Below are 13,851 nucleotides of genomic sequence, written 5' to 3'. Positions count from 1 at the left end.
TAAATTTATAATATTTCAAACATCAAATTTTGTGTTTGGGTAATCTAAATCAACATAAAATTTGAAGTTAGTTTTTCATTCTATTTATTTATTTATTTATTTTAAAACACTTATTACAGTATTTACTTTATAATTTGCATAAATATTTAATTTTCTAAGAAAATCTGTTAATTTCTCGTTTGTATTAAAGCGTGTTTCTAGCATATAACAAGTATCGCCTGAAATTCTATAATGATTTATAACATTTTTAGAATATTTTTCAATAAAATTCAAATAATTTTTGTGAGACATCTGAATCATTTTAACATGTATAAACTGATGTATAGACATTCCTAAAGCATTATAATTAATCTTTATTGTAAATACATCTATAACTCCTGATTCTTCAAGTTTTATAATCCGCTGTGAAATAGCAGGTGCTGACATATTCACAATTTGTGCTATTTCTTTGACTTTTATACGGCTATTTTTCTTTAATAAATCAACTATTGTCTTATCTACACTATCCAATTTTTTCTCCTTCTTCTGAAAATAAAGTAATTTTTCATTTTTGCTTTTTTTAAATTATTCACGAACAAAAAAAATAGTGATACAATTATATCATAATTTAATTAAAAAATTAATTTTAAATATTATTGGAGGGATTTATGGAAGTAACACAAATAAGAAATGCAACTTTAAAATTAAATTATGGAGGAAAAACTTTTCTAATTGATCCAATGTTATCAAAGAAAGGTGAATTACCATCATTCGCACCACCAATAGCACCTATGCCAATGTCTGGAAATACTGCAAAAAATCCACTAGTGGAATTACCAATGTCAGTAAATGAAATTTTAAAAGGAGTTGATGCAGTGATTGTAACACATTTACATGCTGATCATTGGGATTTAGCAGCTATTCAAACTATTGATAAAAATATAACTTTGTTTTCTCAAAATGAGAGCGATGAAAAAAAATTACGTGAACAAAGATTTAAAAATGTCTTTATCTTAGGAGAAAACATAAAATTTGGTGAAATTACAATGACTTATGTTGAAGGGCAACATGGGAGTACCCCTGAATTGCTTGAAAGAGCTGGAAAATCCTGTGGGGTTATATTTCAGAATAAAAATGAAAAAACTCTTTATCTATCAGGCGATACTGTGTGGTTTAGTGGAGTTGAAAAAACATTAAAACAACATAAACCTGAAGTTGTCATTATTAATGCAGGAAACAATCAATTTATAGAAGGCGGTCCATTAATTATGGGAGCTGATGATGTTTTAAAAGTACATAAAACTTTACCTGAAGCACAACTTATGGCAACACATATGGAAGCTGTAAACCATGCATATCTGACACGTAAAGAATTAAAAAAATTTGCCATTAAGCATAATTTTTATGAAAAATTAAATATTCCTGAAGACGGAGAAACTTTAAAATACTAATACTATTCTTGATTTAAATAGCAAATATTTAATAAATTTTGAATTATATGCCAGATTAGCAAAAAATTAAAACTTTCTGTCCTTAGCATAGTTCTATTTTTTTATAGAATTTTAGTATTAAATTATTTTGTTTAATAACAGTTTTTACTATTTTTATTATATTTTTTACAGGATTGCTCGTTGCCACAAATCCTTATCTTGTAGTGAAGAGCTATCCTGATAATTAAAATTGTGAAAAGATTACTACGTAATACCTATGGCTAGACTACGACCTTTTATTCACTTAATTCCAAAACTTCTGCTTTCAATCGTCAAACAGTCGTAGTCGAATAAATGAAAGTTTCGTTAGTCTACTAACATAAAAAAATTATACTTTAATTATTTAAAAATACTAAATTTTTATTCACCTCTGAAAAAAATTGAAATAATTTCGTTATTTAAAAGGAGTTTCGCATTAACTATAACTCCAATATAAAATTTATAATATTTCAAACAGCTCTTCCAACTTTCTCACTTCATACTTTGGAACTATTCCAGTATCATTCACATTATTTCGTAAATTTACCCAGCAAGTGTCAATTCCAGCGTTTTGTCCACCTTTTATATCTGCTCCTAATGAATCACCTATCATTATAACTTCAGATTTATCCATTATTTCAAAATAATTCATTGCATATTCAAATATTCGTTTATCAGGCTTATTTACACCAACTTCATCAGAAATGATAATTTTATCAATGTATTTTGCAATTGTTGAATTTTCTATTCGTGAATGCTGTACTTCCTTTATTCCATTAGTTACAATTCCAACTTTGTATTTTGAATGTAAGTATTCACATAGTTTTTCAGTTGCTTCAAATGGAAAAATCCCTTCTCCCAGTTTTTTCAAATAAAGCTCGCTCATTTCATGCGGATCATATTTCAAATCAAACTCCTCAATTATTTTTTCAAATCTTACAACCTTTAATCTATCCTTATCCACAGCCCCTTTTTCCAAATCCTTCCACAACTGCAAATTCACATCTTTATATCTATCTTTTATCTTCTCATAAATTTCTTCTTTTTTCTCATTACCTAATTCACTTTCCATAAAAAATCCCAATTCTTCGAAAGTGTTCCTAAATGCCACCTCTTCAGTTTTTGGATAATCAAAAAGTGTGTCATCTAAATCTATTAATACAAGTTTGTAGTTCATTTTTACTCCTTTATTTAGAATTTTCTCAAACTATTTAAATTTTAGAAAATTTGTTATTTTTTATTTGTGATAAATACTTAAAAATTTTAAAATACGATTAATTAACTCAGAAAAATCAAAGTAAATAACTAATATGATTTATAAAGTATACAACAAAAAAAAGAAAAGGGCAACATTTAAAATTAATTGATTAGTGCATAAAAAATAGAACTAGCTACTTTAAAAATTTAATTTTAATCAAAACTTTTTTTTAAAAAATTTTTACTGTATAGTCTTGTAAATCCTAATTTTTTTAATATCTCACAATTTATTTTTATAAAATAAATTGTAAAAATCTTTTATTTGAAGTATAATACTAACAAAACTTAAATTATAAATAAAAATTAATTTGAATAATTTGGAAGTTGATGAAAAAATGGAACTGAATATAAAAAGAATTAAAGAAAATGATTATCAAAAAATTTTTGTTTTGACGGATATTCATGGAAGATTTGATTTGTTTGAAAAACTAATAGCGAAAATAGACTTGAAAAAAGAAGATTTACTATTGATTCTTGGAGATAGTTGTGATAGAGGGAAATTTTCTTTTGAGTTATATAATTGGTATAAAGATATGATTCATAGAGGATATAATATTATTCACTTAATGGGAAATCACGAAAATATGCTTTTTGAATCAATAAGTGATGAAAACTCTCGTTTAAATTGGTTATATAATGGTGGAAATGTTACTGTAAAATCTTTTTTTGAACATCAAACAGAAGAAAAAACAACAGATGAATATTGGAAAAATAATAAATTCTATGAAGAAAAATGGTTATTTAATTTTATTGAAAAAATGCCACATATCGTTGAAAGTGAAAATCATTTATTTGTTCATGCAGGAATTGATTTTTCTAAAAATTTGGAAGATCAAGAAATTAAATATTTGTTATGGACTCGAGATAATTGGTATAAGAAAAATAATACTGGAAAAATCGTATATTACGGTCATACTCCACAAAAAAATATTAGCATTAAAAATAATTGTATAAATTTGGATTCAGGATGTTTTTTTACTGACGTTTTAAGATGTGTTGAGGTGAAGGGAAATAAATTATTTGTTTTAAAAAATAATAATGTTAAAATAGAAAAATTTGATATAAAATTAATAAAAAAGAAAGTAACTGAAGAAAGAAAAAAAGAATACAAAAAATTGATTAAGGATTATAAAGAATATATAATGGATTTAGAAAATAAACTAGATAAGACAAAAAAAGATAAAAAAAATTTGTTAGAAGTTAAAGAAAATCTTAAAAAATTGATTGATTTAAGAAGAATATTAGAAAAATAGGAGGATAAAAATATGTTTAACTCAGAATTAAAAGAAAAAGCAAAAAAAGTTTTAGAGGAAGTGTATGGAGATTATAAAAGAACATTATCCAATACTATAAATCACTCTGAATCATTGTATGAAAAAAAATTACATGCTGTTGAAATACTTAAAAATTTTAGTACTTATATTCAAAAATTGTCAAATAAACCGATAGAATTTGAAACTAGTTTAGGTAAAATAGAAATGAATATAAAAAAATTTGACAATAAAATTGAAGAAGTAACAAAAGAGATTAATCAAGCAGAAGTAGTTCCAACAGCTATGGCTGGTGCTGGGGCATTAGCTGGTGCAGGAGGAGGTGGAATTGTAGGTGGGGAAGCACTTCTAGCATTAGCTGGACCGATAGGTTGGGCCATAGGAGGAAGTGCATTATTAGGTGCTGGTTTAATCTTAAATAATAAAAATAAAGAGGCTGCTGATAAAATTGAAGAACAAATATTAGAAATAAAAAAAGAAATTATGAAAATAATGAAATTAGATATTAAAGTTTTAATGTCTGAAAAAGAAATAAAAGAAATTTCTGATAATATTGAAAATGGATTTGAATTAATAAAGTACGATAATGATTATAATCAATTTTCGATAGAAAATAAAGAACGATTAGCAACATTAATAAATATTTCTGAATCGTTATCGACTAAAATAGGAGAATTTGTGTCAAATGAATAAATATGAATTGAAAGAAAAAGAATGGAAGTTGTCGACCTGTGATAGATATGATTTCATGATTGCTAGTTTTAGTGGAGCTATTGCAGGAATTATTGATGTATTTTTTGTTGGAAATCCTAGTTTAAGTAAATTAGGAAGTTTGACAGATGCTGGAGCAGATGAATTAGTAAAAAAATTTGCTAAAGTGAGTGGTTGGAAACCTAAAATAGATAATGAGAATAATGTAGCTTCTGCGATAGGATTTCTTGAAGGTAAATTTAGAGTGAACTATGATCAAAGAAATACAACTGATGTAAACAAATTATTTAAAATGGGAACTAAAAATCATCATATAAAATCACTAAGCCATTCACCTGATATTATTGGATTATTTTTTTCAATATTAAATCAATTTACATCTACTGCAACATTTGTTAGCGAAGGGAAAATATTTAATATTGATACATCAGATGGAAAATTTGAATTGAAAGGGAATAATTTTATTGAAAAATTATTTTGCGGATTCTGTAATTGGATTGGACATATAATGTCTGATCTATCTGGAAGTTCAGGTGGAAGAGGAAAAATAAATGCTGGAAGAGGTTCAGGAATACCGATTCCTTTCATGGAATTATTTTTGATGTGTGATTTTGGTAAATTTCAAAATGGAAATGATAGACAAACATTAGCTGTAACAATGACAAGAGTTTTTCAAGAAGGATACGATGCCCGTTTTGGAGTAACAATGTCAATTCCTGTTTTAATACAAGAATTAATGATTAGAAGTTTATGGGTGATTAAAAAAAGATATTTTGAAAAGAAAGATTGGAAAGAATGTATTCCAACTGAAAAACACGGAGATCTGAGATTAATGTTACTTATAGGATATACAACTTTTTGTTTAATAGATGGTATTGATGCAGGATTTCGTTCAGGTGGCAATATGGTACAATTTATTCTCCATTTAAATTATGTCGCTTGGGTAAGATTAATAATGTTAGTATTTAAAGAATTAATTATACGTTATGGTCCTTACATAAAGAAATATTTAGATAAGTTTTTATATTCTATATTTAATACAATTAAAAATTTAAATGAACAAGAATTAATAAAGGAATTCTACGAAAGAATACAAAAAATCGATAGAGATATAACAAGGACTTTGTATGAATTTATTCAACAGGTACAAGAAGAATATAAACAAAGACAAAAATTATTAATTGAATCTTTTTCAAAAAAAAATAATGCGACTCAACAAATGATTTATAGTGTTGAATATGCTAAAATAATGGGAGTTTCAAAAGAAAAAATAATTTATTCTGTAGAAGAATTAGATGAGTTATTAAAAAAATAATATTAAATAAAAGTGAAGGAGATAATAAAAATGAGTGAAAATTATTATGATGACGAATTTGAAAAACTAAAAGAAGAGTTAAACAATTTAAAGAAGGAAGCAGGAAAAGATGAAGAAATAGATCAAGAGAATAAAATAATAGAGAAAAAAAGAAAGCAAGAAGAAGAAATTGAAGAAGTAGAGCGTCAAGAAAAGAAAGCAAGAGAAATTGTTGATATGAGTTCTGTAGCAGCAGGTGGAGTAGGAGTTATACCAATACCTTTTGCAGATGCGATTCCTATTTCAGGAATACAGTTAAATATGATCTATCAAATAAATGAAAAATTTAATGTTGAAACAGAAGCTAAAATGATTGTTAGTGGACTAGGAACTGTTATTGGTGCTTCTATGATTGGAAGAACAGTAGCTTCTAATCTATTAAAATTTATTCCTATTGTTGGTTCAGTGGCTTCAATCGGAACAGCTGCTGCTATAACAAAAGCTATGGGAGAAGCTTACATAATAACATTGAAAAATTTGTGTATCAGATATATTAAAGAAGGAAGACCAACTAACTATCTTGACATGGATGATATTGTTGAGGAATTTAAAAATAATTTTAAACCACCTAAGAAATAAAAAATTCCCAATTGACATTTTCAAAAAAATAATATAAAATAAAATATATCAAACCCCCTGCAGTATTTTAAATAATACAAGGTTAGTATGCCTACGCAGGGCTTTTTTTTTAGGAGAAATTATTATAATGACGAAATATAAATTTTCGACATGCAAAGAACAAGTAATGGTTTTTAAAAATAGAGGAATGATTATCGAGGATGACAAAGATTCAGAGAGAATATTGAATTTTATAAATTACTATAAATTGAAGGAATGTTCGTTGCCTTTTTTAAAAGATGGGAAATATGCTCAAGGAATTACTTTTAATCAAGTTTTAAATAGATTTTATGAGAATAAAAATTTGAGATTATATTTGTTAAGGTTAACTGAAAAAATTGAACTGTCTTTAAAAACAAAATTTTCTCATTTGATGGGGAAAAAGTTAGGAGAATATGGGTATCTTGATTTTTTTGAATGGGTTGACAAAGTAGAATGTAATAAAAAAGAACGAATTTTTAGAGAAAAAGATTTAAGAAAAAGAATAGAGAGAAATTTAGAAAGAAGTAATAACAAGCTGCTAGATGTTTACAAGAAGAGTGATGATAAAATAATTAATATACCTATATAGCTTGTAATAGATATTTTAACATTTGGAGAAGTTTTAAATCTCTACAAAATATTATACAAAAAATATCAAAATCAAATAGCTAAAGATCATAATTTGAAAAGAGAAGTGTATTTGTCTTGGTTGGGAACTATTAATCTGATTAGAAATCTGTCAGCTCACAATTCAAATATTACAGATATGAAATTTATGACAAAACCTAAAATATTAGAAGAATTTAAAAGCAAACCGTATGTTGTTAATGGCAAAGCCTCTGACAGAATAGCAATAGCAATCTTAATATTAGAATATTTAGTTTATGTAATTAATCCAAAATATACAGGTGGAGCTATTAGGAAAACTTTGAAAAAATATGCCATAATAGGACGGATAAAGAGGCCCAAAAGTTAGGTTTTAAGGATTTTGAAACTGTTGAAAACTTGAAAATATAAAAAATTTTTGAAAATTTTGTATTATTATTTTCTACTTTACTTAGATATACAAATATGATAAGATTATATATAATTTAAAATAGGAGAGTGACATAATGAATTCAAATAAAATTTTTGAAAAATATACATTAAATAATGGAGTAGAGATTAAAAATAGACTTGTGGTGACTCCTATGACTCTATTTGTTGCCAATGAAGACGGAACTTTCTCAGAAGAAGATCTTAAATTTATGAGTAAACGTGGAGAAAATATAGGAATGTTCATAGTAGAAGCTACTTTAGTTGCTGATGGGGGAAAAGCTTTCACAAGACAGCCCGAAGCTATCAATGAAACACATTTGCCATCTTTAAGAAAAGTAGCTGAAATTCTACGTAATCAAGGTACAAAAGCAATTTTACAAATACATCACGGCGGAAGACTTGCCCTTCCAAATGTAAATAAAAATGACATAATTGCTCCTAGCTATGATAACGAAACAAAAGCAAGAGAAATAACTACTGATGAAATAGATAAACTTATACAGGCGTTTGGAAATGCTACTGATTTAGCTATTCAGGCTGGATTTGACGGAGTGGAAATTCATGGTGCAAACAGATATCTTATCCAGCAGTTTTATTCAGAAATAACTAATAGAAGAACTGACGAATGGGGAGGAAATATAGAAAAAAGAATGAAATTCCCTTTAGCTGTTATAGATGAAGTAAATAAAGTTAAAAATAAACATAACGCTGACAAATTCATCATAGGATACCGTTTTTCACCTGAAGAGCCAGGAGAAAATGGTTTGACAATGGTTGAAACTTTTGCATTGATTGATGAACTTGTAAAAAAACCATTACAATATCTACACGTTTCACTTCCAGATTTTTATATAAATGCTTATCGTGGAGGAGATACTAAAAAACCTGCAATACAGCAGATTCATGACAGAATAAACGGAAAACTTCCGTTAATTGGAGTGGGTAATCTATACACAGGAGAACAGATAGCTAAAGCTCTTGATACAGGATGGGCAGAATTTACTGCTTTAGGAAAAACTGTCATTTTAAATCATAATATAGGAACTCTTATACTTGAAAAAAGAGAAAATGAAATTGAAACTGAACTGAATCTGGAAAGAGAAGATAAATACGATTTAGGTGAATTTTTATGGGAACGTGCAAAAGACAAAAGCCCTTTGCTTCCTCCAATAAAAAATAAAAAATAACAATACAGTTTTATGTAAAATTATTTATAATAAGTGAACTGAAATAAAAAATGCTACTTTATTAGGAGTAGTAATGATTTTAATAGCTATAATCATAATTTTATATATTCTCTTTGGGAATATTAACAAAAAAAATGCTAATATTTCAAAATTAAATAGAAAACTTGAAGATTTAAATGAAAACGAGCAGGAAAAAGAAAAACAGATAAAGAAACACCAATTAAAAGAGAAAATACGAAAATTAAAAAAAGAAATCCATGAAATCGAAAAAGAAATGTATGATGAAGAATTAGAAGTAGAAAGTCCTTATTTTAAAGATCTATGTGATCAAGCAGCAGATTTACAAATGGAGCTATATGATTATGAATTTGAACTAGAATGGATTGATAAAAATTAGAGCATAATCTTTTTGAAAAAAATCAATACAATTTATAATTTTGCAAAAAAATACGCCAAATTTATGGCGTATTTTATATTTATTCTTTTTCTTTTTCTTTTTGATACTGCGATACTGTTTTTCCTGTCCATTTTTTGAAGAAAGTGCCCCAAAAAACGACGGAATAAATACGTTCAAGTTATCAATATTGCTAATTGCTGAAATTTGCTCATCAGTAATAACTTCATCAATTTTTTTCAAAAATAAATAATATTCCTCATTAGAAAGCTGAATTTCCTCTTTCGATGATATATTTGGTATTCCCGTTTGTTCAAGAATATTTTCAATTGATAATCCAATACTCTTTAAAAAATCCTGAAACTGCTTTGGCATAGTTATTTTCTTCTTTTTCCTATTTTTTATTATATCGAATTTCTCTTTTCATAAAATGGCTTTTTATCTTTAACAACATCTTTTGCAAAACTATCTTTATATGAAAACATATCAATATATTTTCCATTCAAGTATGGAGTTACTTTTCTTCCTATAAATTCTATACTTTCTTTTTCATTTCCCGTACTGTCAACAACTAATAGATAACTCTCCTGTCCCTCTTTATACATGAGCATTAACCATGTTCTTTTAATATTTTTATCTAATTTACAAGCACTTTTTAATGCTTCAAGCATATCTTCAGGATATTCTTTCGCTTCTCCAATCATTACAGGCGTGTCCTTTTCTACTTTTGTTTCAACGACCTTAAGTCTTTCTTCCTTTTCCTTTTTCAAAATTTTAAGTTGTTCTCTTGTAAAGGTAAATGATGTAGTAAATGGATTAATAACAAAACCTTCTATATCTGGATTTAATAATACCATTTCTGCATAATCATCAAAAGACAAAATAAGTGTCTGTATTTTATCAATGCCAATATTCCACTTATTCAATTCTTCCCAGTCAGTAAATGCTGGATAAAATTGTTTTCCATCAGATGAAGAAATCATATAGAAAGATATATTTGAATCTTCTTTAACAGTTCCTTTTCCAGTTTCATCAGTTTCAATAGGTTTATCCAAAAATACATAACTTAAAAAATAAGCTCTCATTATAATTTCATCTAAAATTTTATTTTGTAATTCTAAATCACTTTTCTGATTTTTTCCTATTCTACTAAACAATTCTTTTAACACAGGATTTTCCAATGGCTTATTTACATCAACCATAATTTTTCAACTCCTTCGTTTCAATATTTTATATTATACCCATTATAGCTTAAATCTCTTCCATCGTCAAATCCACAACATTCCCCTTCACAACTTCAATCAGTTTTTCTGTTTCTACTTCCATCTGCAGTCCTCTTCTTCCAGCCGAAACCATTATTTTATCAAATTTTTCAACTTCCTTGTCAAAAAAAGTCCTAAACAGTTTCTTCATTCCCACAGGAGAACATCCTCCACGAATATATCCTGTTTCTTTCTCCAGTTCTAAAAGTGGCAATAAATCAATATTTTTCTCTTTGCAGGCCTTTGCCACCTTTTTCAAATCCAAATGTGCCTCTCCATGAATTACACACACATACAAATTTTTACTTTTCCCCTTCAAAACAATTGTCTTAAAAACTCTATCCGCTAGTTCAGGCAACTTTTCAGCAACACCAAGCCCTCCACTTTTATCCTCGCTCCACTCATAAGTGTGAATAATATATGGAATCTTCTGTTTATCAAGCTGTCTTAATGCATTTGTTTTTGCAATTTTTTCTTTCTTATGTTTCATATTTCATTGCCCCCATACTCGATTTTTGTTATTTTTAGTATATCAAATTAATTTTTTTCAGTCAATTAAAAAAAATCTATCCTTATGATAAAAAGAGAAAAATTTAAACAAAAATAAAAGAGCAAAAATATAAACTATTGCCCTTTTATGTTAATTAGATTTAAAAATTTTTATTTGTCTTCTATAACTTTGTGAGTTTCAAAAATTCTCTCCATTGTTTTTTTGAATGTTGGAGAACCTACCAAATCATATTGTTTTTGTGTAGGTCTTTTACATACTGCTGCGTAGTAGAACTCGTGAATTTTATCTTTTCCACCATTAATATCACGAAGTCCAGCTTCACCTAGCATTTCATTAAATTGTTTAATTCCTTGCTGAACTTCTGCTAAAGTATGTGTCATTTTCTTACCATCTTTTATGTAGCTTTCTTCCATAATTATAGATCCTATTGGCACACAAGCAGCTACTTCCTGTCCATCTTTATTGTAAAATTCTGTCCATTCCTTCTCGCTCATAAAAAGCACTCCTCTTTCATCTCTATAAGGTTCTGCTATTCCAAAAGCTGAAAATGCCAATAATCCCAACAAAATTAGTTTTTTCATTGTAAATCTCTCCTTTTTTCTAATTTTTTATAAATTTAAAATAATTCTACTGCTCTTCTAAGATAATTATACCACATATTATATAAATTTCCAAATATTCAAACTTATATTTTATTAATAATTTTTCTATTTCCAATAAGAATTAATTAATTCCAAAACAGGGTCATCCCTATCTTCTTTATAAACTATATAATCAATAAATATCTGCTCTATTTCCGTATTATTCTTCATATTAACTAAAAAATTATATATTACTAATTTCAAATCGTTAGAAATTTTTTGTTTCAAACTCGCTTTAGCATATCGAATTACAAATCTTTTTATAGTAAATTCATTTTAAATTATAAATTTATTTTTTCATAATATTATTTTTTAAAAAACTATTGCTAAAAATTCAAAAAAAATATACAATATAAGCATTACAATACAATAAAAATTAAATATAGAAGGAGAAAATATGAGATTATCAAGAGCATTTTTAAAAACATATAAGGAAGCACCAAAAGAGGCTCAAATTGTGAGCCACCAGCTTATGCTTAGATCGTTTATGATTAAGCAGCTTACGAGAGGGGTTTATACTTATTTGCCATTTGGATACAGAGTTCTAAAAAAAATAGAAAATATCACAAGAGAAGAAATGGATAAAGCAGGAGCTCAGGAACTTCTTATGCCTGTACTGCAACCCGCTTCACTTTGGGAAGAATCTGGACGTTGGTTTGCTTATGGGCCTGAACTTATGAGATTAAAAGATAGAAACGAAAGGGAATTTTCGCTTGGACCTACTCACGAGGAAGTTATTACGGATGTTGTAAGAGATTCAATTTCATCATACAAGGAACTGCCTTTTAACGTTTATCAGATTCAAACAAAATTTAGGGATGAAATGCGTCCAAGATTCGGTCTTATGCGTGGAAGGGAATTCGTGATGAAGGATGCCTACAGTTTTCATTTGACACAGGAATCGCTTGATGAGGAATATTTGAATATGAAAGACACTTATTCAAGAATTTTGGAAAGAATGGGACTTAATTACAGGGCAGTCGAGGCTGATACTGGTTCTATCGGAGGTGATGCTTCGCACGAATTTATGGTGCTTGCAGAAAGCGGAGAAGATGATATTTTATACAATGACTCTTCAGATTATGCGGCAAACGTTGAAAAAGCAACAAGCATTATTGAACTAAAAGAAAGCAACGAAGAAAAACTTCCAAAAGAATTAGTTGAAACTCCAAATGCAAAAACAATTGAAGAGCTGGCTAATTTCTTGAATATCCCTAAAGAAAAAACTGTAAAGGCAGTAATGCTGAAGGAAGTTCTTGAAGATGTAGAAAAATTTGTGCTAGCCCTAATTCGTGGAGATTTGGATGTAAATCCTATAAAATTAAAAAATGTAATTGGAGCTTCTACAGAACTTGAAATGATGAGCGAGGAAGAATGCGAAAAATTCGGGCTGGTTGCTGGATATGCAGGCTCTTATGAAAAAAAAGAAGGCTTATACGTTGTAATTGACGAAACTGTAAAATATGTAAGAAACTTTGCTTTAGGTGCTAATAAAGCTGATTATCACTATATAAACGTAAATCTTGAAGACTTGGCATATGACTTAGTTGCAGATATTAGAACTGCAAGAGCTGGAGATATTTCCCCTGATGGAAAAGGAGTTCTTAAAATTGCACGTGGAATAGAAGTTGGACATATTTTCAAACTTGGAGAAAAATATTCAAAAGCCCTAAATGCTACTGTTCTTGATGAAAACGGAAAACAAGCCGTTATGAAAATGGGATGTTACGGAATGGGAATGTCAAGAATAATTTCAGCCGCAATTGAACAAAACCACGATGAATACGGTATAATTTGGCCAAAAGCAATAGCCCCTTACCATGTTGATGTAATAATCGCCAATATGAAAGATGAAACACAGGTAAATATAGGCGAAAAATTGTATAATGAACTAAATCAAAATAAAATTGAAACTGTATTAGATGACAGAAATGAAAGAGCAGGATTCAAATTCAAAGATGCCGACTTAATAGGTTTCCCATTAAAAATAGTCGTTGGAAAAGGCGCAGCTGATGGAATTGTAGAAGTGAAAGATAGAAAAACTGGAGAAAGTACAGATGTAAAAGTTGAGGAAGTTTTGAATTTTGTAAAGAATTTTATGGCAGAATAAAATTTTTGACATTGCTGATTGCAGAATTAATGGTGAAGAATATCCGCAAGCTGAGAAATATTTAAAA

General features: G+C 27.9%; 15 protein-coding genes and 1 pseudogene. 10 read left to right on the top strand and 6 right to left on the bottom strand.

Features of this window, described 5'->3' with window-relative positions; translation table 11 throughout:
* Positions 1–96: 96 nt before the first annotated feature.
* Positions 97–510: an Lrp/AsnC family transcriptional regulator gene (locus tag ACEG17_RS05290; protein ID WP_372582850.1), complete on the bottom strand. Its 414-nt coding sequence runs from the start codon at positions 508–510 to the stop codon at positions 97–99.
* 137 nt (positions 511–647) lie between these two features.
* Between ACEG17_RS05290 and ACEG17_RS05285 the strand changes: the two genes are divergently transcribed.
* The gene (locus tag ACEG17_RS05285) at positions 648–1,430 is read left to right on the top strand and encodes an MBL fold metallo-hydrolase (protein WP_372582849.1); all 783 of its coding nucleotides are present in this window, start codon (positions 648–650) and stop codon (positions 1,428–1,430) included.
* 478 nt (positions 1,431–1,908) lie between these two features.
* Here the strand turns inward: ACEG17_RS05285 and ACEG17_RS05280 are convergent, their stop codons facing one another.
* Positions 1,909–2,625: a YjjG family noncanonical pyrimidine nucleotidase gene (locus ACEG17_RS05280; protein WP_372582848.1), complete on the bottom strand. Its 717-nt coding sequence runs from the start codon at positions 2,623–2,625 to the stop codon at positions 1,909–1,911.
* 415 nt (positions 2,626–3,040) lie between these two features.
* On the opposite strand from ACEG17_RS05280, the gene ACEG17_RS05275 reads away from it, so the two are divergent.
* The 8 genes and pseudogenes from ACEG17_RS05275 to ACEG17_RS05240 all read left to right on the top strand — a co-directional run bounded on the left by ACEG17_RS05275 (position 3,041) and on the right by ACEG17_RS05240 (position 9,263).
* Positions 3,041–3,958: a metallophosphoesterase family protein gene (locus ACEG17_RS05275; RefSeq protein ID WP_372582847.1), complete on the top strand. Its 918-nt coding sequence runs from the start codon at positions 3,041–3,043 to the stop codon at positions 3,956–3,958.
* 12 nt (positions 3,959–3,970) lie between these two features.
* The gene (locus ACEG17_RS05270) at positions 3,971–4,669 is read left to right on the top strand and encodes a hypothetical protein (RefSeq protein ID WP_372582846.1); all 699 of its coding nucleotides are present in this window, start codon (positions 3,971–3,973) and stop codon (positions 4,667–4,669) included.
* Positions 4,662–6,002 (top strand): hypothetical protein, encoded by a 1,341-nt coding sequence (locus ACEG17_RS05265; protein ID WP_372582845.1) that lies wholly within the window; start codon positions 4,662–4,664, stop codon positions 6,000–6,002. The genes ACEG17_RS05270 and ACEG17_RS05265 overlap by 8 nt, the downstream gene beginning before the upstream one ends.
* A 30-nt stretch (positions 6,003–6,032) precedes the next feature.
* Complete coding sequence (locus ACEG17_RS05260; RefSeq protein ID WP_372582844.1) at positions 6,033–6,620, top strand: YcjF family protein; 588 nt, start codon at positions 6,033–6,035, stop codon at positions 6,618–6,620.
* Positions 6,621–6,747: 127 nt separating this feature from the next.
* Positions 6,748–7,341, top strand: a pseudogene (locus ACEG17_RS05255) (Abi family protein); the annotation flags it as partial.
* A complete protein-coding gene (locus ACEG17_RS05250; protein ID WP_372582892.1) occupies positions 7,342–7,617 on the top strand; it encodes an Abi family protein in 276 nt (91 codons plus the stop codon).
* A 136-nt stretch (positions 7,618–7,753) separates the two neighbouring features.
* Complete coding sequence (locus ACEG17_RS05245) at positions 7,754–8,866, top strand: NADH-dependent flavin oxidoreductase (RefSeq protein ID WP_372582843.1); 1,113 nt, start codon at positions 7,754–7,756, stop codon at positions 8,864–8,866.
* A gap of 73 nt (positions 8,867–8,939) precedes the next feature.
* On the top strand, positions 8,940–9,263 hold the full coding sequence (locus ACEG17_RS05240; RefSeq protein WP_372582842.1) for a hypothetical protein: 324 nt from the start codon (positions 8,940–8,942) through the stop codon (positions 9,261–9,263).
* Here ACEG17_RS05240 and ACEG17_RS05235 read toward each other — a convergent pair.
* The 4 genes from ACEG17_RS05235 to ACEG17_RS05220 form a co-directional block, all read right to left on the bottom strand.
* Entirely contained in the window at positions 9,240–9,635 is a 396-nt protein-coding gene (locus tag ACEG17_RS05235; protein WP_372582841.1) for a hypothetical protein, read from the bottom strand. The genes ACEG17_RS05240 and ACEG17_RS05235 overlap by 24 nt on opposite strands.
* A gap of 29 nt (positions 9,636–9,664) precedes the next feature.
* Complete coding sequence (locus ACEG17_RS05230; RefSeq protein WP_372582840.1) at positions 9,665–10,462, bottom strand: enhanced serine sensitivity protein SseB; 798 nt, start codon at positions 10,460–10,462, stop codon at positions 9,665–9,667.
* A 49-nt stretch (positions 10,463–10,511) separates the two neighbouring features.
* Positions 10,512–11,012 (bottom strand): Cys-tRNA(Pro) deacylase, encoded by a 501-nt coding sequence (ybaK, locus tag ACEG17_RS05225; protein ID WP_372582839.1) that lies wholly within the window; start codon positions 11,010–11,012, stop codon positions 10,512–10,514.
* A 170-nt stretch (positions 11,013–11,182) separates the two neighbouring features.
* On the bottom strand, positions 11,183–11,614 hold the full coding sequence (locus ACEG17_RS05220; protein ID WP_147005168.1) for a hypothetical protein: 432 nt from the start codon (positions 11,612–11,614) through the stop codon (positions 11,183–11,185).
* Positions 11,615–12,071: 457 nt separating this feature from the next.
* Between ACEG17_RS05220 and ACEG17_RS05215 the strand changes: the two genes are divergently transcribed.
* Positions 12,072–13,784, top strand: coding sequence for a proline--tRNA ligase (locus ACEG17_RS05215; RefSeq protein WP_372582838.1), 1,713 nt, complete (start codon positions 12,072–12,074; stop codon positions 13,782–13,784).
* The last annotated feature ends 67 nt before the right edge of the window (positions 13,785–13,851 follow it).

Origin of the sequence: Leptotrichia hongkongensis, from assembly GCF_041538065.1 — a bacterium.
Taxonomy (GTDB): domain Bacteria; phylum Fusobacteriota; class Fusobacteriia; order Fusobacteriales; family Leptotrichiaceae; genus Leptotrichia; species Leptotrichia hongkongensis.
The sequence above is the reverse complement of the archived record's forward strand: the minus strand, read 5'-3'. Positions and strand labels throughout refer to the sequence as shown.

Coding starts and splice junctions, on each gene's coding strand:
- ACEG17_RS05285 (WP_372582849.1), top strand. CDS start 648: ATGGAAGTAACACAAATAAGAAATGCAACTTTAAAATTAAATTATGGA.
- ACEG17_RS05280 (WP_372582848.1), bottom strand. CDS start 2,625: ATGAACTACAAACTTGTATTAATAGATTTAGATGACACACTTTTTGAT.
- ACEG17_RS05275 (WP_372582847.1), top strand. CDS start 3,041: ATGGAACTGAATATAAAAAGAATTAAAGAAAATGATTATCAAAAAATT.
- ACEG17_RS05270 (WP_372582846.1), top strand. CDS start 3,971: ATGTTTAACTCAGAATTAAAAGAAAAAGCAAAAAAAGTTTTAGAGGAA.
- ACEG17_RS05265 (WP_372582845.1), top strand. CDS start 4,662: ATGAATAAATATGAATTGAAAGAAAAAGAATGGAAGTTGTCGACCTGT.
- ACEG17_RS05260 (WP_372582844.1), top strand. CDS start 6,033: ATGAGTGAAAATTATTATGATGACGAATTTGAAAAACTAAAAGAAGAG.
- ACEG17_RS05245 (WP_372582843.1), top strand. CDS start 7,754: ATGAATTCAAATAAAATTTTTGAAAAATATACATTAAATAATGGAGTA.
- ACEG17_RS05240 (WP_372582842.1), top strand. CDS start 8,940: ATGATTTTAATAGCTATAATCATAATTTTATATATTCTCTTTGGGAAT.
- ACEG17_RS05235 (WP_372582841.1), bottom strand. CDS start 9,635: ATGCCAAAGCAGTTTCAGGATTTTTTAAAGAGTATTGGATTATCAATT.
- ACEG17_RS05230 (WP_372582840.1), bottom strand. CDS start 10,462: ATGGTTGATGTAAATAAGCCATTGGAAAATCCTGTGTTAAAAGAATTG.
- ybaK (WP_372582839.1), bottom strand. CDS start 11,012: ATGAAACATAAGAAAGAAAAAATTGCAAAAACAAATGCATTAAGACAG.
- ACEG17_RS05220 (WP_147005168.1), bottom strand. CDS start 11,614: ATGAAAAAACTAATTTTGTTGGGATTATTGGCATTTTCAGCTTTTGGA.
- ACEG17_RS05215 (WP_372582838.1), top strand. CDS start 12,072: ATGAGATTATCAAGAGCATTTTTAAAAACATATAAGGAAGCACCAAAA.